Origin of the sequence: Streptomyces pseudovenezuelae (assembly GCF_029892565.1) — a bacterium.
Classification (GTDB): domain Bacteria; phylum Actinomycetota; class Actinomycetes; order Streptomycetales; family Streptomycetaceae; genus Streptomyces; species Streptomyces pseudovenezuelae_A.
Genome location: NZ_JARXVH010000005.1, coordinates 287489 through 314404 on the forward strand (window position 1 = coordinate 287489; position 26916 = coordinate 314404).

Genomic DNA, 26916 nt, shown 5'->3' on the forward strand with positions numbered 1-26916 from the left:
GTACGGCGACGACTCAATGCTCGGCGTTCCGTGACGGGAATCCGGGGACGGTCGTGAAAGTCACCCGGTGAGCACCTCTGCCCCTCTGCTGAGGCTCAACACGACCGGAGCCTCGCCGGATCCCTCTCGACGATGTCCCAAGATGTCATCTGCGTACCCCCTCGCCTCGGGGCCGGGGGCATCGACCAGCGCTCGGCAGACGAGCCACAGCCCATCCCGCACAGTCACCAGACAGCGCGCTTGGAGACTGTCCTCGACGGAGTCGCCGTCCACTTCGCCTGCGACGAAGCCGAGGAGGAGGAACAGGCGCAGAATTTCTTTCTCCTGACCCGAGTTCGTGCCGTCGGCCAGATGCCTGGCAGTCCGACCGCATCCGCGCGGGATCGCGTCCCAGTCGTGTCTGTCCAACTCTGCAAGCGTGAGACTCATTGACTTGCCCGGATCTTCAGTCGATGAGGTAGCCGGGCAGACTGACCTGCCCTGAATTCCGGTAGTCGCGGAGCCGGTCGTTGCCGTCGCCGATCACCCTCAGAATCCGATAGACACAGGCGACAATTCCGGGCAGGGTACCCGACAACAGGTCCCGGAAGGGCCGCCATGAGCACCGAAGCCACCGGCACCGCCGGTTCCTGCGGGTTCGACTGGATCAGGCGTGGTTGAACTCCAGCAACGCGCAGTCGACTTCAGGCGCCGCTCAGAGCCGTTGGGTCGAGGTGCGATGACATCTCCGATGGCCGGGCCCGCGGCGACGAGGTGGGCTCACCTCGTCGTCGTACAAATGGGATGAGGCACGAGCGTCAGCCAAATAGGGTGCCCGCATGAGCAGCAGCTCGGAATCCGAAGTGGTGCTCCGTCGAGCCACCGCCCCCGACGCCCGCCCCGCCGCCGACGTCTGGCTCCGTTCCTTCGCCGCCGCACTGCCGACCGTTGTGAGTCCGCGGTCCGCCGATGACGTGCGGGAGTACTTCCGGGACGTGGTGGTGCCGTTGCGGGAGACGTGGGTCGCGGATGCCGGGGGTGCGGTCGTCGGGGTGATGGTGGTCAAGGGGGACGAGCTCTCCCAGCTGTATCTCGAACCCGACTGGCGTGGGCGCGGGATCGGTGACCTGTTCGTCGGGCTGGCCAAGGAGTGCAGTCCGCAGGGGCTGACGTTGTGGACCTTCCAGGTCAACAAGCCCGCCCACCGCTTCTACGAGCGTCACGGCTTCGTCGCCGTCGAGTACACGGACGGGAGCGGGAACGAGGAGTTGGAGCCGGATGTGCGGTACGTGTGGCGGCCGTAGGCACCGAGTTCCGGGCGGTATCCGCGTGGCTCAACTGGCCGTCCCCGTCGCCGCGTTGCGCGCCAGCTCCAGTGCGTACGTCGGCCACCACTGGCCCGCCGCCGGGCCGCCCCGGCAGGTGCCGTCGGACTCGCCGGGGCGTTTGATCCACAGGTAGGCGTCCAGGAGGGCGTTGCCCGTGCGGATCGTGGGTGGGGTGCCCAGGGCGCGGCCCGGGGGGTTGCACCAGGCGGCCGTGCCGGTGGCGCCGGGGTTCGGGCCGTTGCCGTTGCGGCTGGTGTCGATGACGTAGTGCTTGCCGCCGAGGTCCTTCGACAGTCGGTCGCCGTACGTCGAACTCGCCGCGTTCGTCTGGAAGTTGGAGACGTTGAGCGACACGCCGTCGGCCCTGGCCACGCCCGCCGACTTCAGCGCGGCGACCAGGCGCCAAGCCTCCGGGATCCAGGCGGAGTTGCCCGCGTCGAGGTAGACGTGGGTGTGCGGCTGCCGCTCGAAGCGGTCGACGGCGTAGGCGAGCAGCGCGTACCGCTCGGTCGCCGCCACCCGGGTGCAGCCCGCCACCACCTGGGCCACGGCGTCCGGTTCGACGATCACGTACGCGCCCCGGTCACCAAGCCCCGCCGCGAACTGGTCCACCCAGGCACGGTAGTTGGCCGCCGTGGGGGCACCGCCGACCGAGTACAGGCCGCAGTCGCGGTTCGGGATGTAGTACGCCACCAGCACGGCTAGGCGTCCGGCGTGCGCGGCTGCGGTGGTGCGGGCACGGACGATCGGGCCGGGGTTCGGGCCGTTCAGCCACTCGGCCTGGGGGCGATCGGCGATACGGTCCATGAGGGTGGCGTCGGCCGTCCGGCCCTCACTCCTCCACTCGGCGGACTGGCTCGCGGCGCGGGAGTCGGGGTCGGTCCACAGGTCCAGCGACGGCTCCGCAGCACTGCGGGAGGCGCCCGTGCAGCACAGGCCGGCCAACAGCACCGCCAGCAGCATGCGCGGCGCGGACTCCGATCCCGACCCCGACCTCGATCCCGACCGAGATCCCGACCGTCCAGAGGGCAGGTTCCTGAACACTGGCTTCTCCGTCCCCGGCACGACTCGCTCGTCCTGACGGGAGTCTGCGGGTACGGCTCCGTACGGCCCGGCGCACCACCGGGCAGGTCGTCGGAAGATCACCCCGTCGGCGGTCGAAGTCGGTCGCCGCCGCCCAGGAGAACGGTCAGTCCAGGGCGCCCTCTCGCGCCTCACCGACCGACGCCGGTGCCGGCACAACGGCCCGACCAGCCTGCTCAGCCCGCGCCACCTGCTCACCCCGCACAGCCTGCGCAGCACTCCCGCTTCCCGGCCCGCGATGCCGATACGCCCAGGCCGCCGCATGGGCCGACAACTGGACGAGGTTCGGTTCGGCGGTGTCGCCGTCGAGGTGGCGGTATTCGACGGCGGTGAGAATGACGACGCGTTCGGGCAGGCCGAGGTGGTCGTGGAAGCCGGTGGCGAGGATGTCGGCGGCGGCATCAAGGGCGGGAACGCCGGCCGCGTGGTGGGCGTGGACCAGCGCTTCGAGTTCGCGGAGGTAGTCGACGTACGCCCGGACGTCCTGCGGGGTCATCAGCGGGCCGTGGCCGGGGATGACGACCTCGGGGTCGAGGGCGAGGACCGTCTCGCAGGCGGCCACGATCGCGGACAACGGGCCGTCCCAGTGCACGGGGTGGTCATCGGCGAACAGTACGTCCCCGGAGCAGACGACTCGCTGGGCGGGGAAGTGGACGATGAGGTCACCGGCCGAGTGCGCTGGCCCCACCTCGATCAACTCGGCCTCGATGTCGCCCACTTGGAGGTCGTACCGGCCGGAGAAGGTGGTGGTGGGCGGGACGGTCTCCACGTCCTCGTACCGGTACCGCCCGAAGTGCTCGCGCGCGTACCAGCCGAGGGGCTCGTCGGGCGGTGTCCCGTGGGTGAGGAAGTGCATCTGCTGGGGTGACGGTTCGCGGCACAGGTGCTCCGCGCTGGCCCGGGTGGCGATGATCTCGGCGCCGGGGAAGCAGCCGTTGCCGAAGGTGTGGTCGCCGTTGACGTGGGTGTTGACGATCGTCCTCACGGTGACGCCGGAGGCCAACTCCCGGCCCGCCGCCGCGATCAGCGCCTCCGTCATCGGCCGGTCGTAGGGGGTGTCGACCAGCGCCGCGTGCCCTCCCGAGGTGATGAGCAGACAGTTCGCGAAGCCCCAGGTGCCGACATGCTGCGGCGCCCAGAGATGGAGCCCGTCGGCAACCGGAATGAGTCCGTCAGGAAGGTTCATGCCACACATTCTGACCGCACGCGGTTACGTCCCCCTCGGGTCGGCCCCCACCACATCGCCCGCGCCGGTCAACCCCCACCACCGTCACCCCGCCGGCCGGCCCCTCCCACCGTCCCGCCCTCAACCCCGACCCCAAACCCGCCGCTTGACCAACGGCCGTGCATAACCCCCCGCCCTACTCGTACTCAACCCCAACTCCACCAGCGACTCAGCGAGTTTGACCGCAGCCCCCACCCCGTCCACCACCGGCAGGCCCAGCTTCTCCCCAACCACCCGTTGCAGCCCCGTCATTCCGGCGCACCCCAGCACCAGCACCTCCGCCCCCGCCGCCCGCGCCCGCTCCGCCGCCGCCACGAACGCCGCCTCCGTACGCCCCGCGTCGCCCAGGTCCAGGACGCCGAGCCCCGTACCGACGACGGCCGCGCAGTTGCGGCCCACGCCGGCCAGCTCCAGGCTGTCCTCGATCTGTCCGCAGGAGCGTTCCAGGGTGGTGACTACTCCGTAGCGCCGGCCCAGCAGGCACGCCAGGTGGGCCGCGGCCTCCGTGATGTCGACGACGGGGACGTCCACCAACTCCCGTACGCCTTCCCGGCCGTGCTCTCCGAAGCCGGCCAGCACGACGGCGTCGTAGGCGGGGCCCTCGTATGTTCGCAGCAGGTCCATGACGGCCGCCGCCGAGAGGTAGCTGTCGAGCCAGCCCTCCGCCGACTCCGGGCCCCAGGTGGGGGTCAGGCCGGTCACGGAGGTGCCCGGGCCTGCGGCGGCCCGGGCACCTCGTACGATCTCCTCGGTCATCTCCTGCGTGGTGTTGCAGTTGGTGACGACGATCCGCACTCCGCTCAGACCCCCACCTCGACGGACGGTTCGGCGCTGCGCTCGCTGCGGCAGATCAGAAGGTACAGGCCCGCCCCCAGCGCCGTGCCGATGAACCAGGAGTACGGCGCCACGTCGCTGAACGTCTTGACCAGCGCCAGCACCGCCGCGACCGCCGCCGAGGGCAGGAACGCCGCGAGGGCCTTGGGGTTGACGCCGCCCCGGTAGTAGTAGCGGGAACCGGGGGTCGCGTCGAACAGCTCCTGCACATCGACCCTGCCGCGCTTCACCCAGTAGTAGTCGACCATGATCACGCCGAACAGCGGGCCCAGGAAGGCACCGAGGCCGCCGAGGAAGTAGTTGACGACGGTCGGGTTGGAGAAGAGGTTCCACGGGGTCACGACCAGCGCGGCCACCGTGCTGATCATGCCGCCGATCCTGAAGGTGATCTTCTGCGGCCAGACGTTGGCCAGGTCGTACGCCGGCGAGACGAAGTTGGCGACGATGTTGACGCCCATGGTGGCGATGGCGAAGGTCAGCGCGCCCAGCACCATCACCCAGGTGTTGCCGACCTTGGCGACCAACTCCGCCGGGTCGGTGATGGCCTGGCCCCAGACCTCCAGCGAGCCGGCCGTGACGATCACCGAAACGACCACGAACGCCGTGGAGTTGATGGGCAGGCCCCAGAAGTTGCCGCGACGCACGGTCTTGTAGTCCGGCGCGAAGCGGGAGAAGTCGCAGAAGTTGAGCATCAGCGTGCCGTACGTCGCGAGGATCAGCCCGATCGCGCCGAACCACTGCCGCCACTGCTCGCCGAGCGAGACCGGGTGCGGGGTGGACGTGAGCGAGATGCTCCAACCGGCCTTGGCCAGCACCCAGATGGCCAGCGCGATCATCACCAGCCAGATCGCGGGACCGCAGAAGTCCTGGAACTTCCGTACAGATTCCATGCCCTGACTGATGATCACCGCCTGGATCAGCCACAGCGACACGAAGGAGACCCAGCCGAGGGCGTCAAGTCCCAGGAAGGAGTGGTGAGTCCAGGATTCCAGGCCCGGCCAGGCGGCCAGCAGCATCACGTTCACGGCGACGGAGGCCAGGTAGGTCTGGATGCCGTACCACATGATGGCGATCACGGCCCGGATGAGGGCCGGGATGTTGGCGCCCCAGACGCCGAAGCTGATGCGGCTGACGACCGGGAACGGGACGCCGTGGGCCTGCCCGATCTTGCCCATCCAGTTCATGCCGACGTAGATGAGCACGAAGCCGACGAGGAGGGAGGTGAAGACCTGCCAGACGTTCATGCCGAGGACCAGCAGGCCGGCGGCGAAGGTGTAGTTGCCGAGGTTGTGGACGTCGGACATCCACATGGCGAAGAGGTCGAAGACCTTCCAGTTCCGCTTGCCTGCGGGGGCGAGGTCTTCGTTGGTGAGCCGGGGGTCGGGGACGAACGCTGGGGCGCCGGTGGCTTCGGCGCGGTCGGCGAGGGACACGGGGCCTCCATGAGCGACGGGGCTGGGGGACGGAGGAGGATTACCTACCGGGTCGTTTGGTATACCAAACTGCCGACATGGTCCCGCCGTCAAGCGTCTCGACCGATGTCCGTCCCGTTACGTCTCCGTAAAAGCCCCCTCGCCCCCGCCCGTAAGAACACCCGCGCGTCGGCGAAGATGGGCCCATGGGCGCCATGACGAAGATCGAACCCCTCGGTGCGGTGCGCGAGCGGGTCCTGGCCACGCTGCGGCAGGACATCATCGCGGGCCGGCTGCGGGCCGGCGACCGGCTGGTCGAACGGGAGCTGGCCGAGCGGTTCGGGGTCTCCCGGGTGCCGGTCCGAGAGGCGATCCGGGCCCTGGTCGCCGAGGGCTTCGTCCTCTTCGAGTCCGCACGCCGCACGGTCGTACGCCGGCTGACACCCACCGACGTCAAGGAACTCTTCGAGCTGCGCGAGGCGTTGGAGGTCTACGCGGCGGGGCTTGCCGCACAGCGGGCGACGCCCGAGGCGCTGGCGGAGCTGCGCGAGCTGCTCACCCAGGCGGCCACGGCGACGGAGGCGGGCGACGGCGAGACGATCACGGACGTCAACACCCGCTTCCACGACCGCATCCTCGCCCTCGCCGGCAACAGCCTCCTGATCTCGGTCATGGAACCGGTCGACGGCCGCCTGCGCTGGCTCACCCGCCAGAACGAGGAGTGGCCCCAACTCCTCACGGAACACCGGGAGTTGTACGAGGCGATCGCCTCCGGCGACCCGGACCGGGCTCGTGCCCACGCCCTGGAGCACGTGCAGGCCAACTACCGTTCCACGGTGCGGCATCTGTTCGGGGACACTGAGGCGCACGACTGATCCACCGACCAACTGCCTTACGCACATCACCAACTGGGGGACACCATGGCGCGCCGATCCCGGCTCAGCCTCTCCGCATCAATTGCCATACTCATGACGGTCTCGGCGCTCGCCGCGTGCGGCACCGGAGCGGACGACGAGCCCGCACGCCCCAAAGCGAAGAACACGTCGGGTCCGGGGGCCAGAACCCTGAGCAAGGCAGAGCTGGAACAGGCCGCGGTCACGGGCACCGATCTCGCCGGCTACGAGGTTCAGCCGACGCTGACCGCCACGTACGCGTCCCGCAAGAAGGCCGATCCCGACACGTGTGCTCCCGTCATGCAGGCGGTCGGCGGCAGCAGCGGCTACGCGGCCACGGCGCGCGTCGGGCGGACCGTCTTCCCGAAGAAGCAGGGCAGCGGGGCGCAGGTGATCCTCTCGTCCCACAGCGCCGCGGACGCCGTGCGGGTGATGGACGCGTTGCGGACGGCCGCCGAGCGGTGCGAGGCCGTCAAGGACGTCACCGCGGACCTCGCCTACGAGGAGGTCGAGGTGCACCCGGACACCGGCTACGGCGACGAGTCGGTGTCCCTGGGCATGACACAGCTGGTGTCGGGCGACGACGTGCGGGTCCCCTATGCGGTGGTCGCCGTTCGACAGGGGGCGACGGTCGCCATGTTCCGGACGTTCAACAACCCCTCGCGCCCAGGGGGCAAGAAGGCGGCCGTCGTACCGGAGACGGTCATCAAGGCCCAGCTGAAGAAGATCACCCTCTAGACCGCCTCGCCTCGCACGGTCAGCCCCGCCGCCTCCCCCGCCGTCCGCAGCACATCCCGCAGCATCTCCGGCGTCAACTTCCCCGTGAACGTGTTGCGTTGGCTGACATGGAAGCAGCCGAACAGGTCGATCCCATCAAGGCCGTCGACCCCGTCAGCCCCATCGAGCCGCACGCGCGTGCCGTGCCCGAAGACCGGCCGAGGTCGCGGGACCGTCCACCCCGCCGCCGCGAACGCCGGCAGCGCCGCCTGCCAACCGAAGGCACCGAGCACGACCACCGCCCGCAACGTCGGTCGCAGCAACCGGAGTTCTTCCACCAGCCAAGGCCGGCAGGCATCCCGCTCACCCGGCGTGGGCTTGTTCTCGGGTGGCGCGCAGTGCACGGGGGACGTGATGCGGACGCCGTGCAGTTCGAGGCCGTCGTCCACCGAGACGGCCGTCGGCTGGGACGCCAACCCCACGTCGTACAGGGCCTGGTAGAGCACGTCCCCGGACCGGTCGCCCGTGAACATACGGCCGGTGCGGTTGCCGCCGTGCGCGGCCGGGGCGAGACCGATGATCAGCAGCCGGGCGTCCGGTGGACCGAAGCCCGGCACCGGCCGGCCCCAGTACGTCCAGTCGGCGAAGGCGGCGCGCTTGACGCGGGCCACCTCCTCACGCCAGTCGACCAGTCGGGGGCAGGCACGGCAGTCCGAGATGCGCTGGTCGAGTTCGGCGAGGGCGTCCACGTCACCACCGTACGACTGTGTCCACCACGTCCGGGTCACCGCCGTACGACTATGTCCAGGCCGCTCCGAGCGCCACGAATCCGCAGATCAGCAGGAACAGGAGGGCCAGCAGGGGCCAGACGAACCGTAGATAGCGGTCGTAGCCGACCTTCGCCAGGGCCACGCCGCCGATCGTCACCGCCGTCGTCGGCACCCAGAGGTTCATCCAGCCGCTGGCCGCCTGCCAGGCGGTGACGACGAGCGCGCGGGAGACGCCGGCGAAGTCGGCGAGGGGGGCGAGGATCGGCATGGCGAGGGTGGCGTGGCCGGAGGTGGAGGGGATCAGGAAGGCCAGCGGGAGGTTGACGACGAAGACGAGGATCGCGAAGACGCCGGCCGACGTGCCCTTCACGACGCCCTCGATGGAGTGCAGCACGGTGTCCGTGATCTTCGAGTTGTTCATGATGACGGTCACGCCCCGGGCCAGCACGATGACGAGCGCGGGTGAGATGAAGTCCGCCGCACCCTGGATGATCGTCGAGCTGAGCTGCTGCTCCCGCATCCGTGCCACGAGCCCGATCAGCACGGCCGCGCACAGGAAGAGGGCGGCCAACTGCGGGAAGGACCAGTCCAGTTCCCAGCCGTACGGGGTCGCGTCCGCGTCGCCGGTGAGCGCGCTCGACCAGGGCACCACCGAGAAGATCATGAAGGCGAAGACCAGGGTCATGGTGACCAGGACCGCCTTGTGCAGGCCGGTCAGCGCGGGCGCCTCCCCCGCCGCCTCGCCCGCGGCCTCCTGCGCCTGGTCCCGGTCCCCGGGCAGGAACCCGGTCACCGACCGCGCCGGGTCCTTCTGCACGCGCCGCGCGTACCGGATGACGTACGCGATCGTCACCGCCGTCAGCACCACCCACATCACGAACCGCAGCACGATGCCGTCACCGAGGGAGATGTCGGCCGCCGAGGAGGCGACGCCGGTCGCGAAGGGGTTCACCGTCGAGCACAGCACCCCGATCCCGGCGCCGAGGATGATCGTGCCGACGGCCACCATCCGGTCGTAGCCGAGGGCGAGCATCAGCGGCACGATCAGCCCGTAGAAACCGAGGGTCTCCTCGGCGAAGCCCTCGACGGTGCCGAGCACCGAGAAGACCACCATGATTCCGGCGATGAGCAACGCCCCACGCTCACGCAGCCGGTGGGCGAGCCGGGCGATGCCCCGGTCCAGGGCGCCGGTCGCGAACACCACCGTGATGAACGCCCCGATGGCGAGCACGAACAGGAACACGCCCGCGCTGCCGTAGAGTTCGCCGGCCAGATCGGGTCCGACCTGGCCGGACTTCTCGTCCTGGATGCCGTAGAGGCCGTTGACGGGCGACAGGAACAGGTCGTTGAGGCGGTCGACGAAGCTCTGGCCCGAGTCGACGCGGTGGTAGGTGCCCTGGATGGGGGCGCCGGAGTCGTTGCGGTCGTACTGCCCGGACGGGATCAGGAAGGCGAGCAGCCAGACGGCGACGGTGACGATCGCGAGGATGGTGAGCGCGGACGGAAAGCTCAACTTCCCCTTCTGGTCCGGCTGTTGAGTGCCCGTATCGGTGGTCGTACGGCCGTCGTCGGCGGTCATACGGCGCTCTCCCGCCGGAAGTCCGCCGCGTACCGCTCGACGAATCCGCACATCGCCACGACCGTGTTGCGCAGCTCCGAGAACAGCACCCGTTCGTTCGGGGCGTGCAGATTGCACATGCTGTCCTGCGCGCCGAAGAGCAGCACCTCGGCGTCCGGGGCGGCCTGCGCGAGCCCGTTGACCAGCGGGATCGAACCGCCGGTGGCCACGTACGAGGCATCCGCGCCCCAGGCCTCCTCCAGCGCGGCGAGTGCGGCACGGTAGGCGGGGCCGCCGGTCGAGGCCTCGTAGCCGGGGCCGGTGTCGCCGGGGGTGACGGTGAGCGGGATGCCGAAGGGGCGCAGCGAGCGCAGGTGGTCGACCAGGCGGGACTGGGCCTCGCGCGGGTCCTGCCGGGGGTGGAAGCGGAGGTTGAGTTTGGCGCGGGCGTACGGCACCACCGCCGAGGCCGCGTGGTCGACGCTCGGCGCGTCCAGGCCGATGACGGTGATCGCGGGACCGCTCCACAGCCGCTCGCCGAGGGTTCCGCTGCCGAGGAGGGGTACGCCGTCGCGGACGCCGGCGAGCTCGCGGAACTCGTCCTCGGTGTACGTCGTCCCGGTCCACTCCTCGCGTCGCAGTCCCGACACGGCCACGTCGCCGTGGAGGTCGTGCAGGGTGCCGAGGGCCTTGAGCAGGACGAGCAGCGCGTCGGGGGCGGCACCGCCGAACTCCCCGCTGTGGCGCGGCTCTTGGAGGGTGCGGACCTCGACGGTCACCTCGGCGGCGCCGCGCAGTCCGGTCGTCAGGGTGGGTGTACCGGGGCGGAGGTTGCCGAGGTCGGCGATGACCATCGCGTCGCAGACGAACCGCTCCGGGTTGTCGGCCGGATAGGCGTCGAAGGCGCTGCCGTACTCCTCCTGGCCCTCGAAGACGATCTTCACGCCGACCGGCGGCCGGCCCTCGTACGCGCGCAGCATCCCGAGGTGCGCGATGACGTTCGACTTGTCGTCGGCGATGCCGCGCGCCCGCAGGCCGCCCTCGACGGGGGTGGGTTCGAAGGGCGGGGAGAGCCAGAGCCGCTCGTCGCCGGGCGGCTGGACGTCGTAGTGGGAGTAGAGGAGGACGGTCGGGGCGTCCGGGGTCGGCGGCGGGATCTCGGCGTAGACGACCGGGGCGGTGTCGGGCAGGTCGATGCGCTCGATGCGGGCCACGCCTGCCTGTCGCAACAGCCCGACCAGCAGGTCGTGCGCCGCCTGCACGGGCTCGGCCGGGAAGCCCGGGAACGCGACGGAGGGGATGGCGGCCAGCCGTTCCAGATCGGCCCGCAGCCCGTCCATCAGCCCGTCGACCTTGGCTGCCATGTCCACCACGTCGGATCCCCTCACTCTGCCCTGGCGCTCTGCAGCTACAGCCTCGGCGGGCCGGGGGTGGCGTGCACCCGGGGTGGGCCAAGGGGGTGCGGGCAGGGGGGCACGGAGAGCGGACGCCCATTCGGGCAGAGGTCCTGCACCTTTGACCGGGAGCGGTTGCCGATTTCATGGATCAATTACGCGGGGTCGATATATACATGGCATGGATACTTCTTCCACCAGAAGGCGGTTCTTCCGGACCGCCGGGGGCGTTTCACTCGCCGCCGTCGCGACCACAGCCGCCGCACCGCCCGTCTCGGCGACGGGGTTAGGCTCGCAGACCACGGACGGCACGATAGAACCCGGTCCGGCTACCGACCTGGTCCAGAGGTTCTGCACCGCGTGGTCCCGCCTCGACGCCGCCGAACTGGGCGCCTTCTTCACCGAGGACGCCACCTACCGGAACATCCCCATACCCGGCGTCTGTTCGGGGCGCGAGGCGATACAGGAAGCCCTCGCCGGGCAGATCCAGGTCCTCCAGTACACGACCCTCACCGTCCAGAGCGCTGTTTCTTGGCAGAATACGGTCATTGCGACGCGGATCGACTCCTTCCGCTACACGAACTCCGATCACGATGTCGATCTGCCCATTGTCGGCGTATTCCAGCTGACCCCCGACTTCCTGTATTTCACTTCCTGGGTGGATTACTTCGACCTCGCCCAGTCCGAATTCGAAACGGTCGGCTGACATGACTGATGCTGACCTGGGCCGCAGGCGCCTGCTGAAAATGTTCGGGCTGAGTGCAACAGCAACGACAGCCGCCATTCTTCAGGCCGACCAGGTGCTCGCCGCGACCCTCGGATACGACGAGAGGACGGGCGTCTCCCCCACCGGATACACGCTTCCCGCGGGGCTCGCCAGGAGCACCGAGGCGAAGCAGACCGCACTCGGCTGGATCAGCGCCCACGAGGGCACGATCACGAAGCTGAGCGACGACATCTGGTCGCACGCGGAGCTGTCCCTGCGGGAGTGGAAGTCCTCCCTCGCCACGGCGAAGGTGCTGGAGGCCGAGGGCTTCGACATCGAGTGGGGATCCGCCGGCTTCCCGACCGCCTTCGTCGCGACGTACGGCGACGACGGGCCGGTCCTCGGCTTCAACGCCGAGTACGACGCGCTGCCGGGGCTGTCGCAGAAGCAGGGCGTCTCGACCCACGACCCGCTCGTCTACAACTACGACGCCTACGGCCGGACGTACGGCCCCGGCCACGGCGACGCCCACAACGCCCTGGGCGCCGGCGGCACCGCTGCCACCATCGCGGTGGCCCGCGCCATCCGCGTCCACGGCCTCAAGGCCACGGTGAAGCTGTTCGGCAGCGCGGGCGAGGAGCAGCTGGTCGGCAAGGCGTTCGCGGTCAAGGCCGGTGTGTACGTCGGTCTCGACGCCTTCCTGGACTGGCACCCCTTCAACATCACCGTGCCGTTCTGGAACACCACCAGCGCGCTGATCTCGGCGACGTTCACCTTCCTCGGCGCGTCCGGCCACGGTGGCACCCCGCTCGGCAACAAGAGCGGTCTCGACGGCGCCCTGCTGATGGCGACGATGTGCGAGTACCTGCGGGAGAAGAACGTCGCCCCCTCCGGCCGCTTCCACTACGCGATCATCAACGGCGGTGGGGCACCGAACGTGACCCCCTACATGTGCTCCATCTGGTTCTTCGTCCGGGAGGGCAGTCCGCAACGCGCCCGCGTCCTCTGCGACAAGATCGTGGAGTGCGCGAAGTCCGCCGCGTCGGCCAGCCAGACCCGCCTGGTGCACAAGTTCCACTCGGCGACCTGGAATCTGCTGGCGAACAAGGCCGGCGCCGAGCTGCTCAACGACAACATGAAGCAGATAGGCGCTCCGCAATTCACCGACGCGGACCACGCGTTGGCGAAGGCCGTGCAGAAGTCGCTCGGCCGCGAGGAGGTGGGCATGCCGACCGCGCTGACCCCGCTGACGCCACCGGCCGCCGCGTACACGGGCGGTCTGGCCACCGACACGGCGGACATCAGCTGGCAGACGCCCACCGCCGTGCTGCTGTCGGCGGCCTACCCGCCCGGGATTCCGAACCACAACTGGGGCGTCACCGCGACCGCCGCCACCCGCATCGGCCACCAGGCCCTGCTGTCCGCGGCCCGGTATCTGGCGGCCGCCGCCGTCGACCTGATCGAGCAGCCGGATCAACTGGCCGCCATGAACCAGGAGTTCAAGGACCGGACGGAGGGGATCGAGTGGGCGTCGATGATCCCCGACGGCACCCAGCCGCCCCTCTACCGACCCCCCGCCGATTTCCTCCGCGAGACCGGGCAGAGCTGGCCGCCCGAGGGCGTGACGTGGCCCGTGCCGCAGGTGGTGGCCACGGAACAGCTCGGCACGACCGGCCCGGCCCTCCCACCGGTGACCTGGCCGGCCGTCCCGGAGACAGATCGCGACCTCACCCGAGTACTAAGGTCGACGGCATGGCTTCCGAAGCAGAAGTGGAGAAGGGCGGGCAGGCCGGGGCGGGCGCCGCAGCCGGGGCGGGCGCGAGCCCGAAGGCCGCCGACGCGGGCGGGCCGGCCGCCGACCCGAAAGCCGCCGGCACGCAGGGGGCCGCCCTCGACCCGAAGGTGGCCGCCGCGATCGCCGCCGCCGAGGCGGCCGGGCCCGCGGACGGTGTGTCCGTGCGGATCGACAGCTGGATCTGTGCCGTACGCCTGGCCAAGACCCGCTCGCTCGGCGCCGGCGCCTGCAAGGGCGGGCATGTGCGGGTGAACGGCCAGAACGTGAAGCCGTCCTACACCGTCCGCGTCGGCGACGAGGTACGGGTGCGACAGGAGGGCTGGGAGCGGGTCGTCATCGTCAAGCGCCTGATCCGCAAGCGCGTCGGCGCCCCGGTCGCGGCCCAGTGCTACGTCGACAACTCGCCGCCCCCGCCGCCGCGCCAGTTCGTCGGCGCCCCGGCCGGCATCCGCGACCGCGGCACGGGCCGCCCGACCAAGCGGGACCGCCGCGAGATGGAACGCCTGCGCGGCCTCACGGACTCGGCCGCGGCGGCACGGAACAGCCGGTCGGAGGGCGACGGGCCGCGGGAGCACGGGTCGCAGCCGCGCGGACCGCAGGAGCACGGCCCGCGCGAGCGGTGACTCGCGGCCGTGCGGACCACGGCAGCGGTCACCCGGCGGCCCTACCCGTGACATGGGTCGGTGGCGTCCGGCGGGCCGGGGAGGCCCGTGCCGGACGCCACCGGCTTCGTCGGGTCACGCCCGCAGCCCCACCAGTCGCAGCAGATCGGCGTTGTGCCGGCGCCGGGCCCAGGCGATGAGGACCAGGGGGACGATCAGGATGAGCGGGGTCGCCGCGTTCTCGCCGTCGAAGACCGTGAGCTGCACGATGAACGCGCCGACCATCAGGCCGCTCAGCGCGACGGCGGCCACCGACTGCAGTACCGGGATCAACAGCGCGATGCCACCGGCCAGTTCGAGGGCGCCGATGACGTACATGCCCGTGCTGCCCCAGCCCATCTTGTCGAAGGAGTCGACGGCCGAGGGGTGCGCGATCAGCTTCGGCAGGGAGCTGGCGAAGGCGTAGAAGAGGGCGAGCACCACCTGCAGGGTGCGCAGGGCGATCCGGGCCCGACGACCGCGCGTGGTCCCGGACTCGGCGATGACGGGACGGCGGGCGGCGGCGGTGACGGGAGCGGTGGGCTGGGACATCGTGGTCTCCTGTGATGAGCGGTTCCTGTCGCTTTCACAGAGGTAGACCGGGCCTCGCCCCGTAACTCATCGCGGATCCCGGACCGTTGTCGGACTAGAGCGGAAACCACCCGTGCCCGATGTACCAGTGGCCGCCCGCCCGCAGATGGTCGCCGACGGCCCGCTCCACGGCCGTACGCCGTGGCAGGTTCTCGACCGCCAACTCCGGGTCCCCGAACACGAACTGGACCGGTTCGGCGTCGGACGGCTCGGCGTCGGCGCGGGCGAGCCGGAAGCGCTCCTGGAAGCGGACGATGTTGGAGTACTCGGGCAGGTAGTCCCTCAACTGCGGGTCCAGCAGCCAGGAGTGGCAGAGCCCGGCCAGGTACTTCTCCTCGGGATAGTGCCGCGCGAAGAACTCCCGGGCCAACGCGAGCGACCGGTCGCAGGCGGCCGGTGACAGCGGGCCGAAGAAGTCGGGGATGTGGAGGTTGAGACAGGCCGTGCCGGCGGTCGCGTCCAGCCCCGCCGCCGTGACCGCCCGCGCCGTGCGCTCCCCGAACCGCGCCCGCTCGAACTGCAGCCGGCCCAGCTGGTACAGCTCGCCCCGGAAATGGTGGGTCAGCCACCAGGGGGCCTGCACGCCCAGCTTCCCGTACCGCCTGCGGTGCACCACCATGTTCCGCCCGAGGTCGGCGAGGGTGCGGCGGGACACCTCGTCCGGTACGCCCCGGGCGCGGTGGTACGCGCGCGTGTACGGCAGCGCCGCCACGAACACGTACACGGGGAAGCAGCGCTGCAGGTCCCCCGACGGCCAGTCGAGCTCGGGCAGGTCGACCGCGGTGCCGACCTCGCCCATCCCCCGGACCAGCTCGTCGACCGACGCCTCCAGGAACCGCAGCAGTTCCGGGTCGTCGGTCACGCGCCGGCCGATCTGGACCAGCTCGTTGATGTCCTCGTGGGGTACGGCCAGGTCGAAGAGCGCCTCGGCCAGTTCGTCGGCTACCGGAAGCACGTGATGAACCCCCTGCACGTGGTGAGCCCCTCGGGGCGGTTCCCGCGGGATGGACCCCTTGCCGTCGACGCCTGTGGTGGACGTCCGCATCGAAGAGTACGTTGCAGGAGGGAGCGGTGATCAGTGATGCGTACGGGCAGTGAACCGACGACCGCGCGCAGTGCCCTGCGGGCGCGCTTCTGGCTGACCGTGTGGGGGCTGGTCTGGACGGTCTTCGGCACGGTCGCCTTCGCCCTCGCCGGGCGGCCCTGGTGGGCGGTGGCCTGCGGGGTGCTGTGGCTGGTGATCACCGTCGACCTGGCGTTCGTCCTCCGGCACATCCGGCAGGGCCCGCACTATCAGCCGGGCCGGGACATCCCGCCGTACCGGCCACCGGAGAACCGGCGGCGCTAGTCCGGAGGAGATCCGGTCAGGAGTCGAACTCGGCGTGCCGCAGGTACTGCGGGTTGGGGTCCAGCGCGGCCGCCAGCCGGAAGTGGCGCTTGGCCTGGTCGGGCTTGGCCTGGCGCTCGTAGGTCCGGGCGAGCGCGAAGTGCGCGTACGCGTTGTCCGGCTCGCGCTCCAGGACGATCGTGAACTCCAGCTCGGCGGGCCGCAGTTGCGCGGCGGCGAAGAAGGCACGCGCGCGCAGCAGCCGGGCGGCGGTGTTCTCCGGATGCGCGGCGATGACTGAGTCGAGCAGCTTCACCGCGCCCCGCGGGTCCCGCGCGTTGAGCAGTTGCTCGGCGGCACGGAAGTCGATGACATGCGTCTCCGGAGTACGTCCGGTCGATCCGCTGATCTCGGGCACGGCACAGTCCTTCCCTGTCTCGACCCGTTCAACGCCCCGACAGCGGGCCGCTATTCCTCGGACGCCCGCGCCGCCCGCCCCGTCCCGTGCGCCCCACGCGTCAGATCCGCCCACACGTCCTTCACCCGGCGCTCCAGATCCGCCAGCGGTACGTCGTTGTCGATGACGACGTCCGCGATCGCCCGGCGCTGCTCCCGCGTCGCCTGGGCGGCCATACGCGCGCGGGCGTCCTCCTCGGTCATGCCGCGCAGCCGCACGAGCCGGTCGAGCTGGGTCTCGGGGCCGGCGTCCACGACGATCACGACGTCGTAGTGCGGGGCGAGGCCGTTCTCGGCGAGGAGCGGCACGTCGTGGACGACGACCGCGTCGTCGGCGGCGGCCTGTTCGAGTTCGTGGGAGCGGGCGCCGACGAGGGGGTGCACGATCGAGTTGAGGACGGCGAGCTTGGCCGGGTCGGCGAAGACGATCGAACCCAGCTTGGGCCGGTCCAGACTGCCGTCCGCGGCGAGCACGTCGGCGCCGAAGGCGTCCACGACCGCCGCGAGGCCGGGCGTACCCGGCGCCACGACCTCGCGCGCGATGCGGTCCGCGTCGATCAGCACGGCGCCGCACTCGACGAGCAGCCGTGACACCTCACTCTTGCCGGCGCCGATACCACCGGTCAGGCCCACCGTCAGCATGAGCGGCAGCTTAGGCCCTGGCACCGACAGAGGCGATGCCGGACCTGAGTTGTCGCCGTACGCGAGATCCCGCTCGGCGGCTAGTTGTCCCCTTCGCGCTCCGCCAGGAAGCGTTCGAACTCCTGCCCGATCTCGTCCGCGGACGGGATGTCCACGGGCTCGGCGAGCATGTTGCCCCGGCTCTCGGCCCCCGCGACCGCGTCGTACTGGTTCTCCAGGCCCGTGACGAGGGAGGTGAGCTCCTCGTCGCCCTCCTGGATCTGCCGGTCGATCTCCGTCTGCGTACGGTGCGCGTCCGTGCGCAGGCCGTGGGCGAGGGTGGGCAGGACCAGTCCGGTGGCGGCCGTGATGGCCTCCAGGGCGGTCAGGGCCGCGTCCGGGTACGGAGAGCGGGCGATGTAGTGCGGCACGTGCGCGGCGACGCCCAGGACGTCGTGTCCGGCCTCCATGAGGCGGTACTCGACGAGGGACTCGGCGCTGCCGGGGACCTGCGCCTCGTCGAAGGGGCTGCGGTGGCCCGGGACGAGGTCCGTGCGGTTGCCGTGCGGGGTCAGGCCCACGGGGCGGGTGTGCGGGACGCCCATGGGGATGCCGTGGAAGTTCACGGCGAGGCGCACGCCCAGCCGCTCCACGATCTGCTCGACGGCCTTGGCGAAGCGCTCCCACTCCACGTCCGGCTCCGGGCCCGACAGCAGCAGGAAGGGCGCTCCGGTGGTGTCCTGGACGAGCCGCACGTCGATGGTGGGCTCCTCGTAGTCGGTCCACTGGTCACGCTTGAAGGTGAGCAGCGGGCGACGGGCGCGGTAGTCCACGAGCCGGTCGTGGTCGAATCTGGCCACGACCTGGTGGGGCAGCGAGTCGAGGATCCGATCGACGATCTGGTCGCCGGTCTCGCCCGCGTCGATGTATCCGTCGAAGTGGTAGAGCATGACAAGACCGGCCGATTCCTGGGCGAGCGCCATGTCGACGACAGCCAGGCCCTTCGGCTCCCATGCGTACAAACCCTGCGGATCAAGCACAGTGACCGCTCCTCCTCGTGTTCGTACTGCACAACGCACCCAGGGACACGGGCATTCCCACCCGCGCCCCTGATCAGGCCTCTCTTACTGCCTTTTCATGCCCTGCCGAGCCGCCTCACGAGGAGAGCACGCGCGTGTGCAGGGCGGTCACCGCCTTCCGCGCGGACGTGAACGCCCCGTGCTGCCAGGCGTCCGTGTAGCTGAGCCAGTCGCCGGCGAAGTACACGCGCCCGGTGGGCTCGTTCAGCGGCTTGTAGCGGGGGTCGTCGGGGCCGCCGGGGGTGTCGTGCCAGGCGGCCTCCAGGTGGGGCGTCTGCCGCCAGTGGTGCGAGAACGAGGTCGCGAGTTCGCTGCGGTACTTCTCGCCGTAGATCTTCACGCCCGCGGCCACCGCCCGCGCCTCGCGCGCCTTCGGCGTGAGCTTCGCGTAGCTGTCGGCGTCGTCGCCGTAGTTGTAGTAGCCGACGACGACTCCGCGTTCGCCGTGGAAGCCGTGCGAGGGATGCCAGATGTGGGTGACGTCCTGGTCGGTCTCGGTGATGCCGCCGTAGATGCCGTGGTCGAGCTCCCACCAACGCGACCGGTACTCCAGCCCGATCTTCGCGGCGGACGACGGAGTGATCGCCTCCAGCGCGGACTGCACTCCGGAGCCGAGGTTGTGCGGCACCTTGGCGAGGATGTTGGGCGGCAGCGCGGCGACGCAGTAGTCGGCCTCGACGACCCGGGTACGACCGTCCTGCGCATACGTCACCGACACCCCGCGCCCTGTGTCGCTGATCTTCTTCACGACCGCGCCGGTACGTATTCGGTGCGCGCCGACCGCCTTGGTGAGCGCCTTGGGGATCTGGTCCATGCCGCCGACCGGCTGGAACATCAACATGGCCTGGTCGAAGCCGAATTCGAAGGAGAAGTACCGCCCGACACCGCTGGCGAAGACCTCCGAGGCGCTCGGCACGTCCCCGAGCAGCGCACCCGGCGTCCCGGCCGCGGCGGGCACCGTGGTGTATCCGCGCCGCTCGCCGCCCTCGTACGTCAGCTTGTCGCCGAGCGCGCCCCAGTCCTTGAGGAAGTCGACCAGCTTCTCCTGGTCGTCGGACGTCAACTCCTTGTCGAGCGCGCCCTTGTCGGTGGCCTTGGCGAGCAACTCCGAGACGTAGCCGTACACATCGGCCTTCGCGGTGCGGTACCGCACGGGCTTCGTCATCCCGGCCGACTCGTTGTAGAGATACGCGTCCGCGTTGACGTTGGTGAACACCTCGATGGGAACGCCGAGTTCACGACAGTAGTCGAGGGTGACCATCCATTGCGCGATACGGGCGGGCCCACAGTTCATGTACTGCCCGTCGCTGAACCGCGCCGTCTGCTTGTTGCCGTACAGGTCGGTCGTACTGTCCCCGCCCCGCACGGTGAAGTTGCGGCCGCCGGTCCGGCCCCTGGCCTCCAGAACCGTACAGTCGTAGCCGGCCTTCCCGAGTTCGTACGCAGTCGTCAGCCCGGCGATCCCTCCGCCGACGACCACCACCTTCGCGGCCCCACGCCCACTGACGCTGAAGTCCCCGGCCCTGAGCCCCCGAAACGGCTCCTCCCGCTGAGCGGCCTGCGCACTGGGCGCGAGCCCGAGCGCCCCCATGGTGGCGAACATGGCCCCGGCCCCACCACTGACCCCGACCTTACGAAGAAAGGCCCGGCGGCTGTCCCCGGACCTGTACTGAGCATCTGCCATCTCGGCTCCCCTTTCCCGATCACGAACGACCGGGTGGAGCCTCCCAACAACCGATTACGCCCCACGGGTTATTGGTGTATCCCCCAAGTTTCTGCAAGGGGCGAGTGCAGCCAACCAAGGGGCGCGGGGAACTGCGCGACCGGCCACGAATCACCCGCAGCCATACGACAACGGGCAGCCCCCAAAACACTGAGGGACCGCACCTCGAAAGGTACGGCCCCTCAGTCAACTGCTAGGCCTCAGCGAGCCAGCGTTCAGCTCTGTCCACCGGCGAGCTTCTCGCGCAGCGCGGCAAGCGCCTCGTCGGAAGCAAGCGCACCGGAGGTGTCCGCACCCTCGGAGGAGTACGAGCCACCACCGCCACCGCCACTGCCGGCGGCAGCCGGAACCGCACCGGCGGTGTCCCCGCCCTCGGCGGCCGCCGCGGCGTCCGCCTCACGGGACTTGATGACCTGCTGCTGGTGCTGCTCGAAGCGGGTCTGCGCCTCGGCGTACTGGGTCTCCCACACCTCACGCTGGGACTCGTAACCCTCGAGCCAGTCGTTGGTCTCGGGGTCGAAGCCCTCGGGGTAGATGTAGTTGCCCTGGTCGTCGTACGACGCGGCCATGCCGTACAGCGTCGGGTCGAAGTCGACCGTGGCCGGGTCGGCGCCGAAGGCCTCGTTGGCCTGCTTCAGGGACAGCGAGATCCGGCGACGCTCAAGGTCGATGTCGATGACCTTGACGAAGATCTCGTCGTTGACCTGGACGACCTGCTCCGGGATCTCCACGTGGCGCTCGGCCAGCTCGGAGATGTGGACCAGACCCTCGATGCCCTCGTCCACGCGGACGAACGCACCGAACGGAACCAGCTTCGTGACCTTGCCGGGCACGACCTGGCCGATCTGGTGGGTCCGGGCGAACTGCTGCCACGGGTCTTCCTGGGTCGCCTTCAGCGACAGGGAGACACGCTCGCGGTCCATGTCGACGTCGAGAACCTCGACGGTGACTTCCTGGCCGACCTCGACAACCTCGGAGGGGTGGTCGATGTGCTTCCAGGAGAGCTCGGAGACGTGGACCAGACCGTCGACGCCACCAAGGTCCACGAAGGCACCGAAGTTGACGATCGAGGAGACCACGCCGGAGCGGACCTGACCCTTCTGGAGGGTCGTGAGGAACGTCTGGCGGACCTCGGACTGGGTCTGCTCCAGCCAGGCACGGCGGGACAGGACCACGTTGTTGCGGTTCTTGTCGAGCTCGATGATCTTGGCCTCGAGCTCCTTGCCCACGTAGGGCTGGAGGTCGCGAACGCGGCGCATCTCGACCAGAGAGGCCGGGAGGAAGCCACGGAGGCCGATGTCGAGGATGAGACCACCCTTGACGACCTCGATGACGGTACCGGTGACGATGCCGTCCTCTTCCTTGATCTTCTCGATGGTGCCCCACGCCCGTTCGTACTGGGCGCGCTTCTTCGAGAGGATCAGGCGGCCTTCCTTGTCCTCCTTCTGGAGAACAAGGGCTTCGATCTCGTCACCGACGGCGACGACCTCGTTCGGGTCGACGTCGTGCTTGATCGAGAGCTCGCGGCTCGGGATGACACCTTCGGTCTTGTAACCGATGTCGAGGAGAACCTCGTCCCGGTCAACCTTGACGATGACGCCGTCGACGATGTCGCCATCGTTGAAGTACTTGATCGTCTCGTCGATGGCGGCGAGGAATGCTTCCTCGTTACCGATGTCGTTGACCGCAACCTGCGGGGTGGTGGCGGTGGTCTCGGTGCTGCTCGTCATGTGGGAAAGGGCTCCGGTACGGACATTGAAGTCGTAGGTACTGCTACGCCGGGAGCCCGTGTCGCTCTGAAGAAGCCGGACAGCCTAGGAAGCGCCCCAACAGCTTCTGGAGAACCAGATACTGGTGATGGCGCCTCGACAACCGAGGGGACATACAACAGATGCGAGCGCAGCCTGCTACGTCTGAGGAGCGCAGGCCCGCAGCGCAACTTGTAGCATACGGGGGCAGCCGGACAGGGTCAATGCGCGAAGGCGCACACCCGGGGCGGATCGCCGCATACCCGGCACAAGAACTGTCTCTGGAGGCCACGCGGGCCTTGGGACACCTCTTCCGTGACACCCATGGAGACCCGTGGGCGTCGGGTTGGAGGGAAGAGTACGACGAGGGAGCCGATCATCCAAGAGTCCGAAGCGGCCGAAGAGTTCGAGCCGGAAGCCACCCGGCGTAGGGCCGATGTCACGGAGAGTTCGCGGGCCAACCGGGGCTGGTGGGACCGGAACGCGGACGAGTACCAGGTCGAGCACGGCACGTTCCTCGGTGACGACCGTTTCGTCTGGAGTCCCGAGGGTCTCGACGAGGTGGAGGCGGAGCTGCTCGGCCCGCCGGAGGAGCTGAAGGGGAAGAGCGTCCTGGAGATCGGCGCCGGCGCGGCCCAGTGCTCGCGCTGGCTGACCGCTCAGGGGGCCCACCCGGTCGCCCTGGACATCTCCCACCGCCAGCTCCAGCACGCGCTGCGCATCGGTGGGACCTTCCCCTTGGTCTGCGCCGACGCCGGCGCGCTCCCCTTCGCGGACGGCTCCTTCGACCTGGCGTGCTCGGCGTACGGGGCGCTGCCGTTCGTCGCGGACCCGGTGCTGGTGCTGACGGAGGTGCGGCGGGTGCTGCGTCCGGGCGGCCGGTTCGTGTTCTCGGTGACGCATCCGATCCGCTGGGCGTTCCCGGACGAGCCGGGCCCCGAGGGCCTGTCGGTCTCCGCCTCCTACTTCGACCGCACCCCCTATGTCGAGCAGGACGAGGAGGGCCACGCGGTCTACGTCGAGCACCACCGCACGATCGGCGACCGGGTGCGGGACGTCGTGGCGGCGGGCTTCCGGCTGGTGGACCTGGTCGAGCCGGAGTGGCCGTCCTGGAACACCTCGGAGTGGGGCGGCTGGTCCCCGCTGCGCGGGAACCTGATCCCGGGCACGGCCGTCTTCGTGTGCGAGCGGGACCTGAGGGACTGACACGGGCGGGACCGAAGAGAGAAGCGCACGCACGCGTGGAGGGCGTTTTCGGGGACGTACGACACTAGGGGCGTGATCCGTTACGAGGCCCTGGACGCCCTCCCCGTGCGCGGTGCCCTGCCCGCGCTGAGCGACGCCCTGGAGGGACACGGCACGGCGGTCCTCGTGGCGCCGCCCGGCACCGGCAAGACGACCCTCGTGCCGCTCGCCCTGGCGGGCCTGCTGGGCGACGGGCCGGCGCGACGCGTCGTGGTCGCCGAGCCGCGCCGTATCGCCGCCCGTGCCGCCGCCCGGCGGATGGCGTGGCTGCTGGGCGAGCAGGTCGGCGCGAGCGTCGGCTACACCGTGCGTGGCGAGCGGGTCGTCGGGCGGCACGCACGCGTGGAGGTCGTCACGACGGGTGTGCTGCTGCAACGGCTGCAGCGCGACCAGGAGTTGGCCGGTGTGGACGTGGTGGTGCTCGACGAGTGCCATGAGCGGCATCTGGACGCGGACACCACGGCGGCGTTCCTGTGGGACGTGCGCGAGACGCTGCGGCCGGAGCTGCGCCTGGTGGCCGCGTCGGCGACGACGGACGCGGCGGGCTGGGCCCGGCTGCTGGGCGGGGCGCCGGTGATCGAGGCCGAGGGCGCCGCGTACCCGGTGGAGGTGGTCTGGGCGCCGCCGGTACGGCCCGTACGGCCGCCGCACGGGATGCGGGTCGATCCGGCGCTGCTCACGCATGTGGCGTCGGTGGTGCGGCGGGCGCTGGCCGAGCGGGACGGGGACGTGCTGTGCTTCCTGCCGGGCGTGGGCGAGATCGCGCGCGTGGCGGGGCAGTTGGGGGAGCTCGGTGACGTCGACGTGCTCCAGGTGCACGGGCGGGCGCCGGCTGCCGTGCAGGACGCGGTGCTGGTGGCCGGTGCGCGGCGCCGGGTGGTGCTTGCCACCTCGGTCGCGGAGTCCTCGCTGACGGTGCCCGGCGTGCGGTCGGTCGTCGACTCGGGGCTGGCGCGGGAGCCGCGGGTCGATCACGCGCGCGGGCTGAGCGCCCTGGCGACCGTACGGGCCTCGCAGGCGGCGGGGAGGCAGCGGGCGGGGCGGGCCGGGCGTGAGGCGCCGGGCGGGGTGTACCGGTGCTGGGCGGAGGCGGAAGACGCGCGGCTGCCGCGCTTCCCGTCGCCGGAGATCAAGGTGGCCGACCTGACGGCGTTCGCCCTCCAGACGGCGTGCTGGGGCGATCCGGACGCGTCCGGTCTCGCGCTGCTGGACGCGCCGCCCGGTGGCGCGATGGCGGCGGCGCGGGCGGTACTGACGGCGATCGGGGCGGTGGACTCCGGCGGCCGGGCCACGGACCGTGGGGTGCGGCTGGCCCGGCTGGGGTTGCACCCGCGACTGGGGCGGGCGTTGCTCGACACCTCCGGTGCGGGGGCCGAGGTGGTGGCCCTGCTCAGCGAGGAGGCGCCACGGGGGTACGGGGATGATCTCGCCGACGCGCTGCGGGCCGCCCGGCGCGGTGGCGACGCCTACGCGGGACGGTGGCGTCAGGAGGTGCGACGGCTGCGGGCGGCCTCGGCGGAGTTCGCCGAGCCAGGCGCCCGGCGCCCTCTGGGCGCGAACAGCGCGGCCTCGCCGAGTGCCCCGGGCGACGACCGCCTCGTGGGTCTCGTCGCCGCTCTCGCCTTCCCCGAGCGCGTCGCCAAGGCCGAGGGCGGCTCGTATCTCATGGTCTCCGGCACGCGCGCGGAGCTCGGCGAGGGCACCGGTCTGCGCGGCGCCCCATGGATCGCCGTGGCCGTCGCCGACCGGCCCGTCGGGCGGGGGCACGCGCGCGTGCAGCTCGCGGCGACCGTCGACGAAGGGGTCGCCCGATCCGCGGCGGGGGCGCTGCTGGAGGAGCGGGAGGAGGTCCACTGGGCCGACGGGGACGTCGTCGCACGGCGCGTGGAGCGGCTCGGGGCGATCGAGTTGGCTGTGCGGCCGTTGAAGAAGGCCGACCCCGTCCTCGTACGCGAGGCGCTTCTCGAAGGGCTGCGGCAGGAGGGGTTCGGGCTGTTGCGGTGGTCGTCCGACGCCGTCGTACTGCGTCAGCGGCTCGCCTTTCTGCGGCTGCGGCTCGGGGAGCCGTGGCCCGATGTCGGTGACGACGCTCTCCACGCGCGCGTGGACGAGTGGTTGGAGCCGGAGCTGGGGCGGGCCCGGCGGCGGGCCGACCTCGGGCGGATCGAGGCCGGACAGGCGCTCGGCAGGCTGCTGCCGTGGGCCTCGGGTGAGGCGGGCCGGCTGGACGAGTTGGCGCCCGAGCGGATGGCCGTACCGAGCGGGTCCAGGATCCGGATCGACTACGGCGATCCCGAGCGGCCCGTGCTCGCGGTGAAGCTGCAGGAGATGTTCGGGCTCCAGGAGTCCCCCGCCGTCGCCGGGGTGCCACTGCTCGTGCACCTGCTCTCCCCGGCAGGGCGGCCCGCCGCGGTCACCGCCGATCTGGCGTCGTTCTGGCGGGACGGCTACAAGGGCGTGCGCGCCGAGCTGCGCGGGCGGTATCCGAAGCATCCCTGGCCGGAGGACCCGGCCGCGGCGGAGCCGACGCGGTACACCAACGCGCGGCTCAGGCGGTGACCGGTTCCGGCGCCGAGGACTCGGACGGTTCCGGGTCGGCCGGGCGGCGGCTGCGGGCCTCCAGGTAGAGGGAGAGGGCCAGGAGAAGGATGCCGAGGGCGAGGAAGCCCCAGGGGAGGTACGAGGTCAGCAGCAGGACCAGGGTGCGGTTGGACTTGACCAGGGCGACGGTGTGCTCGATGTAGTCCTCGCGCATCTTCACGTGACCGGAGAACGCGGTCACCTTGTCCCGGCCGCCGAGCAGCGTGCCGCCGCGCAGCTCCTCCTTGTGGATCTCCTCGCCGTGGACCGGGGCGCCGGTGACGGGCTCGACCCAGAACTTGCGGACCGTGGTGTACCAACGGGTCGTGCCCGTCTTGGCGACCGACTCGGGGGTGATGCCCTTGACGGGCATGACCTTGGGGAAGGTGACCTTGGTCCAGGGGACGGTCTCCTCGAAGTAATAGACCTTCAGGCCGCGGAAGTTCTGGGTGCCCTTGTAGTGGATGGGGGCGCTGGTGCGGGTCTGCGCGTCGAAGTAGACGTAGTCCCGTTTCTCGGTCAGGAAGGGCCACTTGAACTCGATGCCCTCCCGTTTCACCGGGTCGTCGTCGACCATCTCGCCGGTGGCGTGGACGGGTTCCTGGGAGTGGGCGTCGAAGATGTAGCGCTCGGGGAGCTTGGAGACCATCTTGCCGTCGGGGCCCTGGACATAGGAGAGGCTGTCCCAGACGACGACGTCCTTGCCGTACGTCTTCTCGACCTTGTCGGCGGCCTGCACATTGCCCTTGAGGGTCTGCACGATGGTGACCTTCGGGACCTTCTTCGCCTTCATCGTGCCGTAGTCGAGAAGGGTCGCGTCCTTCGCCTCAAGGACCATGTCCTGATACTGGTTCGCCGGGATCTTGGCCAGGCGCGGGAAGGCGTACCAGCGCAGGAGCGGGGACAGCGCCGTGAAGAACACGGCGAGGGCGAGCAGGACCAGACTGGCCTTGCGGCGCATCTCGGCCTCCCGGGCGGACGGCTACGGGTGTGCGGGGACCGTCGTCAGCAGCGGTTTCGGGGACGTCTTGCCGGCCGGCGAGCCCATCGCGGTCATCGTGAGAACGAGGGCGAACGCCAGGGCGAGACCGGTCGCGGCGGCGATCAGAGCACGCATGCCTGCCTCCCGACGGACTGGGAACCGATGGACGGACGGGAACTGATACATCGTCAGGTCCGGCACCGTAGCAACGGGTGGGCGAGATGAGAAC

General features: G+C 70.4%; 25 protein-coding genes and 1 pseudogene. 9 read left to right on the plus strand and 17 right to left on the minus strand.

Features of this window, described 5'->3' with window-relative positions:
• Positions 1-60 precede the first annotated feature (60 nt).
• Positions 61-408 carry a hypothetical protein gene (locus M2283_RS17775; protein ID WP_280877232.1) on the minus strand — a complete coding sequence of 116 codons (348 nt, stop codon included), beginning with the start codon at positions 406-408 and terminating at the stop codon, positions 61-63.
• A gap of 410 nt (positions 409-818) precedes the next feature.
• Here M2283_RS17775 and M2283_RS17780 point away from each other — a divergent pair, with 410 nt between their 5' ends.
• Entirely contained in the window at positions 819-1283 is a 465-nt protein-coding gene (locus M2283_RS17780) for a GNAT family N-acetyltransferase (RefSeq protein WP_280877233.1), read from the plus strand.
• Positions 1284-1313: 30 nt separating this feature from the next.
• Here the strand turns inward: M2283_RS17780 and M2283_RS17785 are convergent, their stop codons facing one another.
• The 4 genes from M2283_RS17785 to M2283_RS17800 all read right to left on the minus strand — a co-directional run bounded on the left by M2283_RS17785 (position 1314) and on the right by M2283_RS17800 (position 5882).
• A complete protein-coding gene (locus tag M2283_RS17785) occupies positions 1314-2270 on the minus strand; it encodes a glycoside hydrolase family 6 protein (protein ID WP_280877234.1) in 957 nt (318 codons plus the stop codon).
• Between the two features lie 226 nt (positions 2271-2496).
• Entirely contained in the window at positions 2497-3576 is a 1080-nt protein-coding gene (locus M2283_RS17790) for an MBL fold metallo-hydrolase (protein ID WP_280877235.1), read from the minus strand.
• 120 nt (positions 3577-3696) lie between these two features.
• Positions 3697-4410, minus strand: coding sequence for an aspartate/glutamate racemase family protein (locus M2283_RS17795; RefSeq protein WP_280877236.1), 714 nt, complete (start codon positions 4408-4410; stop codon positions 3697-3699).
• Positions 4411-4415: 5 nt separating this feature from the next.
• Positions 4416-5882, minus strand: coding sequence for an NCS1 family nucleobase:cation symporter-1 (locus M2283_RS17800; protein ID WP_280877237.1), 1467 nt, complete (start codon positions 5880-5882; stop codon positions 4416-4418).
• Positions 5883-6076: 194 nt separating this feature from the next.
• On the opposite strand from M2283_RS17800, the gene M2283_RS17805 reads away from it, so the two are divergent.
• Both M2283_RS17805 and M2283_RS17810 read left to right on the plus strand, forming a co-directional pair.
• Positions 6077-6736: a GntR family transcriptional regulator gene (locus M2283_RS17805; RefSeq protein WP_432423101.1), complete on the plus strand. Its 660-nt coding sequence runs from the start codon at positions 6077-6079 to the stop codon at positions 6734-6736.
• 93 nt (positions 6737-6829) lie between these two features.
• Entirely contained in the window at positions 6830-7492 is a 663-nt protein-coding gene (locus M2283_RS17810) for a hypothetical protein (RefSeq protein WP_280877239.1), read from the plus strand.
• Here M2283_RS17810 and M2283_RS17815 read toward each other — a convergent pair.
• Genes M2283_RS17815 through M2283_RS17825 form a run of 3 tightly spaced genes read right to left on the minus strand, consistent with a single transcriptional unit; the run spans position 7489 to position 11163 of the window.
• Positions 7489-8220: a uracil-DNA glycosylase gene (locus M2283_RS17815; RefSeq protein WP_280877240.1), complete on the minus strand. Its 732-nt coding sequence runs from the start codon at positions 8218-8220 to the stop codon at positions 7489-7491. The genes M2283_RS17810 and M2283_RS17815 overlap by 4 nt on opposite strands.
• 49 nt (positions 8221-8269) lie before the next feature.
• On the minus strand, positions 8270-9820 hold the full coding sequence (locus M2283_RS17820; RefSeq protein WP_280877241.1) for a YfcC family protein: 1551 nt from the start codon (positions 9818-9820) through the stop codon (positions 8270-8272).
• Entirely contained in the window at positions 9817-11163 is a 1347-nt protein-coding gene (locus M2283_RS17825) for a M20/M25/M40 family metallo-hydrolase (RefSeq protein ID WP_280877636.1), read from the minus strand. Before M2283_RS17825 ends, M2283_RS17820 begins: the two co-directional genes overlap by 4 nt.
• Before the next feature lie 211 nt (positions 11164-11374).
• Here M2283_RS17825 and M2283_RS17830 point away from each other — a divergent pair, with 211 nt between their 5' ends.
• The 3 genes and pseudogenes from M2283_RS17830 (at position 11375) to M2283_RS17840 (ending at position 14317) form a co-directional block, all read left to right on the plus strand.
• A complete protein-coding gene (locus tag M2283_RS17830; protein WP_280877242.1) occupies positions 11375-11899 on the plus strand; it encodes a nuclear transport factor 2 family protein in 525 nt (174 codons plus the stop codon).
• 40 nt (positions 11900-11939) lie between these two features.
• Positions 11940-12929 (plus strand): annotated as a pseudogene (locus tag M2283_RS17835) (amidohydrolase); the annotation flags it as partial.
• A gap of 722 nt (positions 12930-13651) precedes the next feature.
• On the plus strand, positions 13652-14317 hold the full coding sequence (locus M2283_RS17840; protein ID WP_280877243.1) for an RNA-binding S4 domain-containing protein: 666 nt from the start codon (positions 13652-13654) through the stop codon (positions 14315-14317).
• 114 nt (positions 14318-14431) lie between these two features.
• Here M2283_RS17840 and M2283_RS17845 read toward each other — a convergent pair whose 3' ends face one another.
• Entirely contained in the window at positions 14432-14887 is a 456-nt protein-coding gene (locus tag M2283_RS17845) for a DoxX family protein (protein WP_280877244.1), read from the minus strand.
• 94 nt (positions 14888-14981) lie between these two features.
• Entirely contained in the window at positions 14982-15881 is a 900-nt protein-coding gene (locus tag M2283_RS17850) for an acyltransferase domain-containing protein (protein ID WP_280877245.1), read from the minus strand.
• A gap of 126 nt (positions 15882-16007) precedes the next feature.
• Between M2283_RS17850 and M2283_RS17855 the strand changes: the two genes are divergently transcribed.
• Positions 16008-16274, plus strand: coding sequence for a DUF6343 family protein (locus M2283_RS17855; RefSeq protein ID WP_280877246.1), 267 nt, complete (start codon positions 16008-16010; stop codon positions 16272-16274).
• A gap of 16 nt (positions 16275-16290) precedes the next feature.
• Here the strand turns inward: M2283_RS17855 and M2283_RS17860 are convergent, their stop codons facing one another.
• The 5 genes from M2283_RS17860 to rpsA form a co-directional block, all read right to left on the minus strand.
• Positions 16291-16671, minus strand: coding sequence for a tetratricopeptide repeat protein (locus tag M2283_RS17860; protein WP_280877247.1), 381 nt, complete (start codon positions 16669-16671; stop codon positions 16291-16293).
• Positions 16672-16721: 50 nt separating this feature from the next.
• Positions 16722-17351, minus strand: coding sequence for a dephospho-CoA kinase (gene coaE / locus M2283_RS17865; protein ID WP_280877248.1), 630 nt, complete (start codon positions 17349-17351; stop codon positions 16722-16724).
• Between the two features lie 80 nt (positions 17352-17431).
• A complete protein-coding gene (locus M2283_RS17870; protein WP_280877249.1) occupies positions 17432-18370 on the minus strand; it encodes a PAC2 family protein in 939 nt (312 codons plus the stop codon).
• 115 nt (positions 18371-18485) lie between these two features.
• Positions 18486-20012: a flavin monoamine oxidase family protein gene (locus M2283_RS17875; RefSeq protein ID WP_280877250.1), complete on the minus strand. Its 1527-nt coding sequence runs from the start codon at positions 20010-20012 to the stop codon at positions 18486-18488.
• 335 nt (positions 20013-20347) lie between these two features.
• Entirely contained in the window at positions 20348-21862 is a 1515-nt protein-coding gene (gene rpsA / locus M2283_RS17880) for a 30S ribosomal protein S1 (RefSeq protein ID WP_280877251.1), read from the minus strand.
• Positions 21863-22204: 342 nt separating this feature from the next.
• Here rpsA and M2283_RS17885 point away from each other — a divergent pair, with 342 nt between their 5' ends.
• Together M2283_RS17885 and hrpB are read left to right on the plus strand one after the other, a co-directional pair.
• Positions 22205-23086, plus strand: coding sequence for a class I SAM-dependent methyltransferase (locus M2283_RS17885; RefSeq protein WP_280877252.1), 882 nt, complete (start codon positions 22205-22207; stop codon positions 23084-23086).
• 72 nt (positions 23087-23158) lie between these two features.
• Entirely contained in the window at positions 23159-25684 is a 2526-nt protein-coding gene (gene hrpB, locus M2283_RS17890) for an ATP-dependent helicase HrpB (RefSeq protein WP_280877253.1), read from the plus strand.
• On the opposite strand, the gene M2283_RS17895 is transcribed toward hrpB, so the two are convergent.
• Entirely contained in the window at positions 25674-26666 is a 993-nt protein-coding gene (locus M2283_RS17895) for a DUF3068 domain-containing protein (protein ID WP_280877254.1), read from the minus strand. The two genes, hrpB and M2283_RS17895, sit on opposite strands and share 11 nt — an antisense overlap.
• 21 nt (positions 26667-26687) lie before the next feature.
• The gene (locus M2283_RS17900; protein ID WP_124004370.1) at positions 26688-26822 is read right to left on the minus strand and encodes an SPW_0924 family protein; all 135 of its coding nucleotides are present in this window, start codon (positions 26820-26822) and stop codon (positions 26688-26690) included.
• Positions 26823-26916: the final 94 nt, after the last annotated feature.

Excerpts from the sequence above, each read along its gene's own strand:
- M2283_RS17780 (WP_280877233.1), top strand. The coding sequence starts at position 819 with ATGAGCAGCAGCTCGGAATCCGAAGTGGTGCTCCGTCGAGCCACCGCC.
- M2283_RS17785 (WP_280877234.1), bottom strand. The coding sequence starts at position 2,270 with ATGCTGCTGGCGGTGCTGTTGGCCGGCCTGTGCTGCACGGGCGCCTCC.
- M2283_RS17790 (WP_280877235.1), bottom strand. The coding sequence starts at position 3,576 with ATGAACCTTCCTGACGGACTCATTCCGGTTGCCGACGGGCTCCATCTC.
- M2283_RS17805 (WP_432423101.1), top strand. The coding sequence starts at position 6,077 with ATGACGAAGATCGAACCCCTCGGTGCGGTGCGCGAGCGGGTCCTGGCC.
- M2283_RS17810 (WP_280877239.1), top strand. The coding sequence starts at position 6,830 with ATGACGGTCTCGGCGCTCGCCGCGTGCGGCACCGGAGCGGACGACGAG.
- M2283_RS17820 (WP_280877241.1), bottom strand. The coding sequence starts at position 9,820 with ATGACCGCCGACGACGGCCGTACGACCACCGATACGGGCACTCAACAG.
- M2283_RS17825 (WP_280877636.1), bottom strand. The coding sequence starts at position 11,163 with ATGGCAGCCAAGGTCGACGGGCTGATGGACGGGCTGCGGGCCGATCTG.
- M2283_RS17830 (WP_280877242.1), top strand. The coding sequence starts at position 11,375 with ATGGATACTTCTTCCACCAGAAGGCGGTTCTTCCGGACCGCCGGGGGC.
- M2283_RS17840 (WP_280877243.1), top strand. The coding sequence starts at position 13,652 with ATGGCTTCCGAAGCAGAAGTGGAGAAGGGCGGGCAGGCCGGGGCGGGC.
- M2283_RS17845 (WP_280877244.1), bottom strand. The coding sequence starts at position 14,887 with ATGTCCCAGCCCACCGCTCCCGTCACCGCCGCCGCCCGCCGTCCCGTC.
- M2283_RS17855 (WP_280877246.1), top strand. The coding sequence starts at position 16,008 with ATGCGTACGGGCAGTGAACCGACGACCGCGCGCAGTGCCCTGCGGGCG.
- coaE (WP_280877248.1), bottom strand. The coding sequence starts at position 17,351 with ATGCTGACGGTGGGCCTGACCGGTGGTATCGGCGCCGGCAAGAGTGAG.
- M2283_RS17875 (WP_280877250.1), bottom strand. The coding sequence starts at position 20,012 with ATGTTCGCCACCATGGGGGCGCTCGGGCTCGCGCCCAGTGCGCAGGCC.
- rpsA (WP_280877251.1), bottom strand. The coding sequence starts at position 21,862 with ATGACGAGCAGCACCGAGACCACCGCCACCACCCCGCAGGTTGCGGTC.
- M2283_RS17885 (WP_280877252.1), top strand. The coding sequence starts at position 22,205 with ATGGAGACCCGTGGGCGTCGGGTTGGAGGGAAGAGTACGACGAGGGAG.
- M2283_RS17895 (WP_280877254.1), bottom strand. The coding sequence starts at position 26,666 with ATGCGCCGCAAGGCCAGTCTGGTCCTGCTCGCCCTCGCCGTGTTCTTC.
- M2283_RS17900 (WP_124004370.1), bottom strand. The coding sequence starts at position 26,822 with ATGCGTGCTCTGATCGCCGCCGCGACCGGTCTCGCCCTGGCGTTCGCC.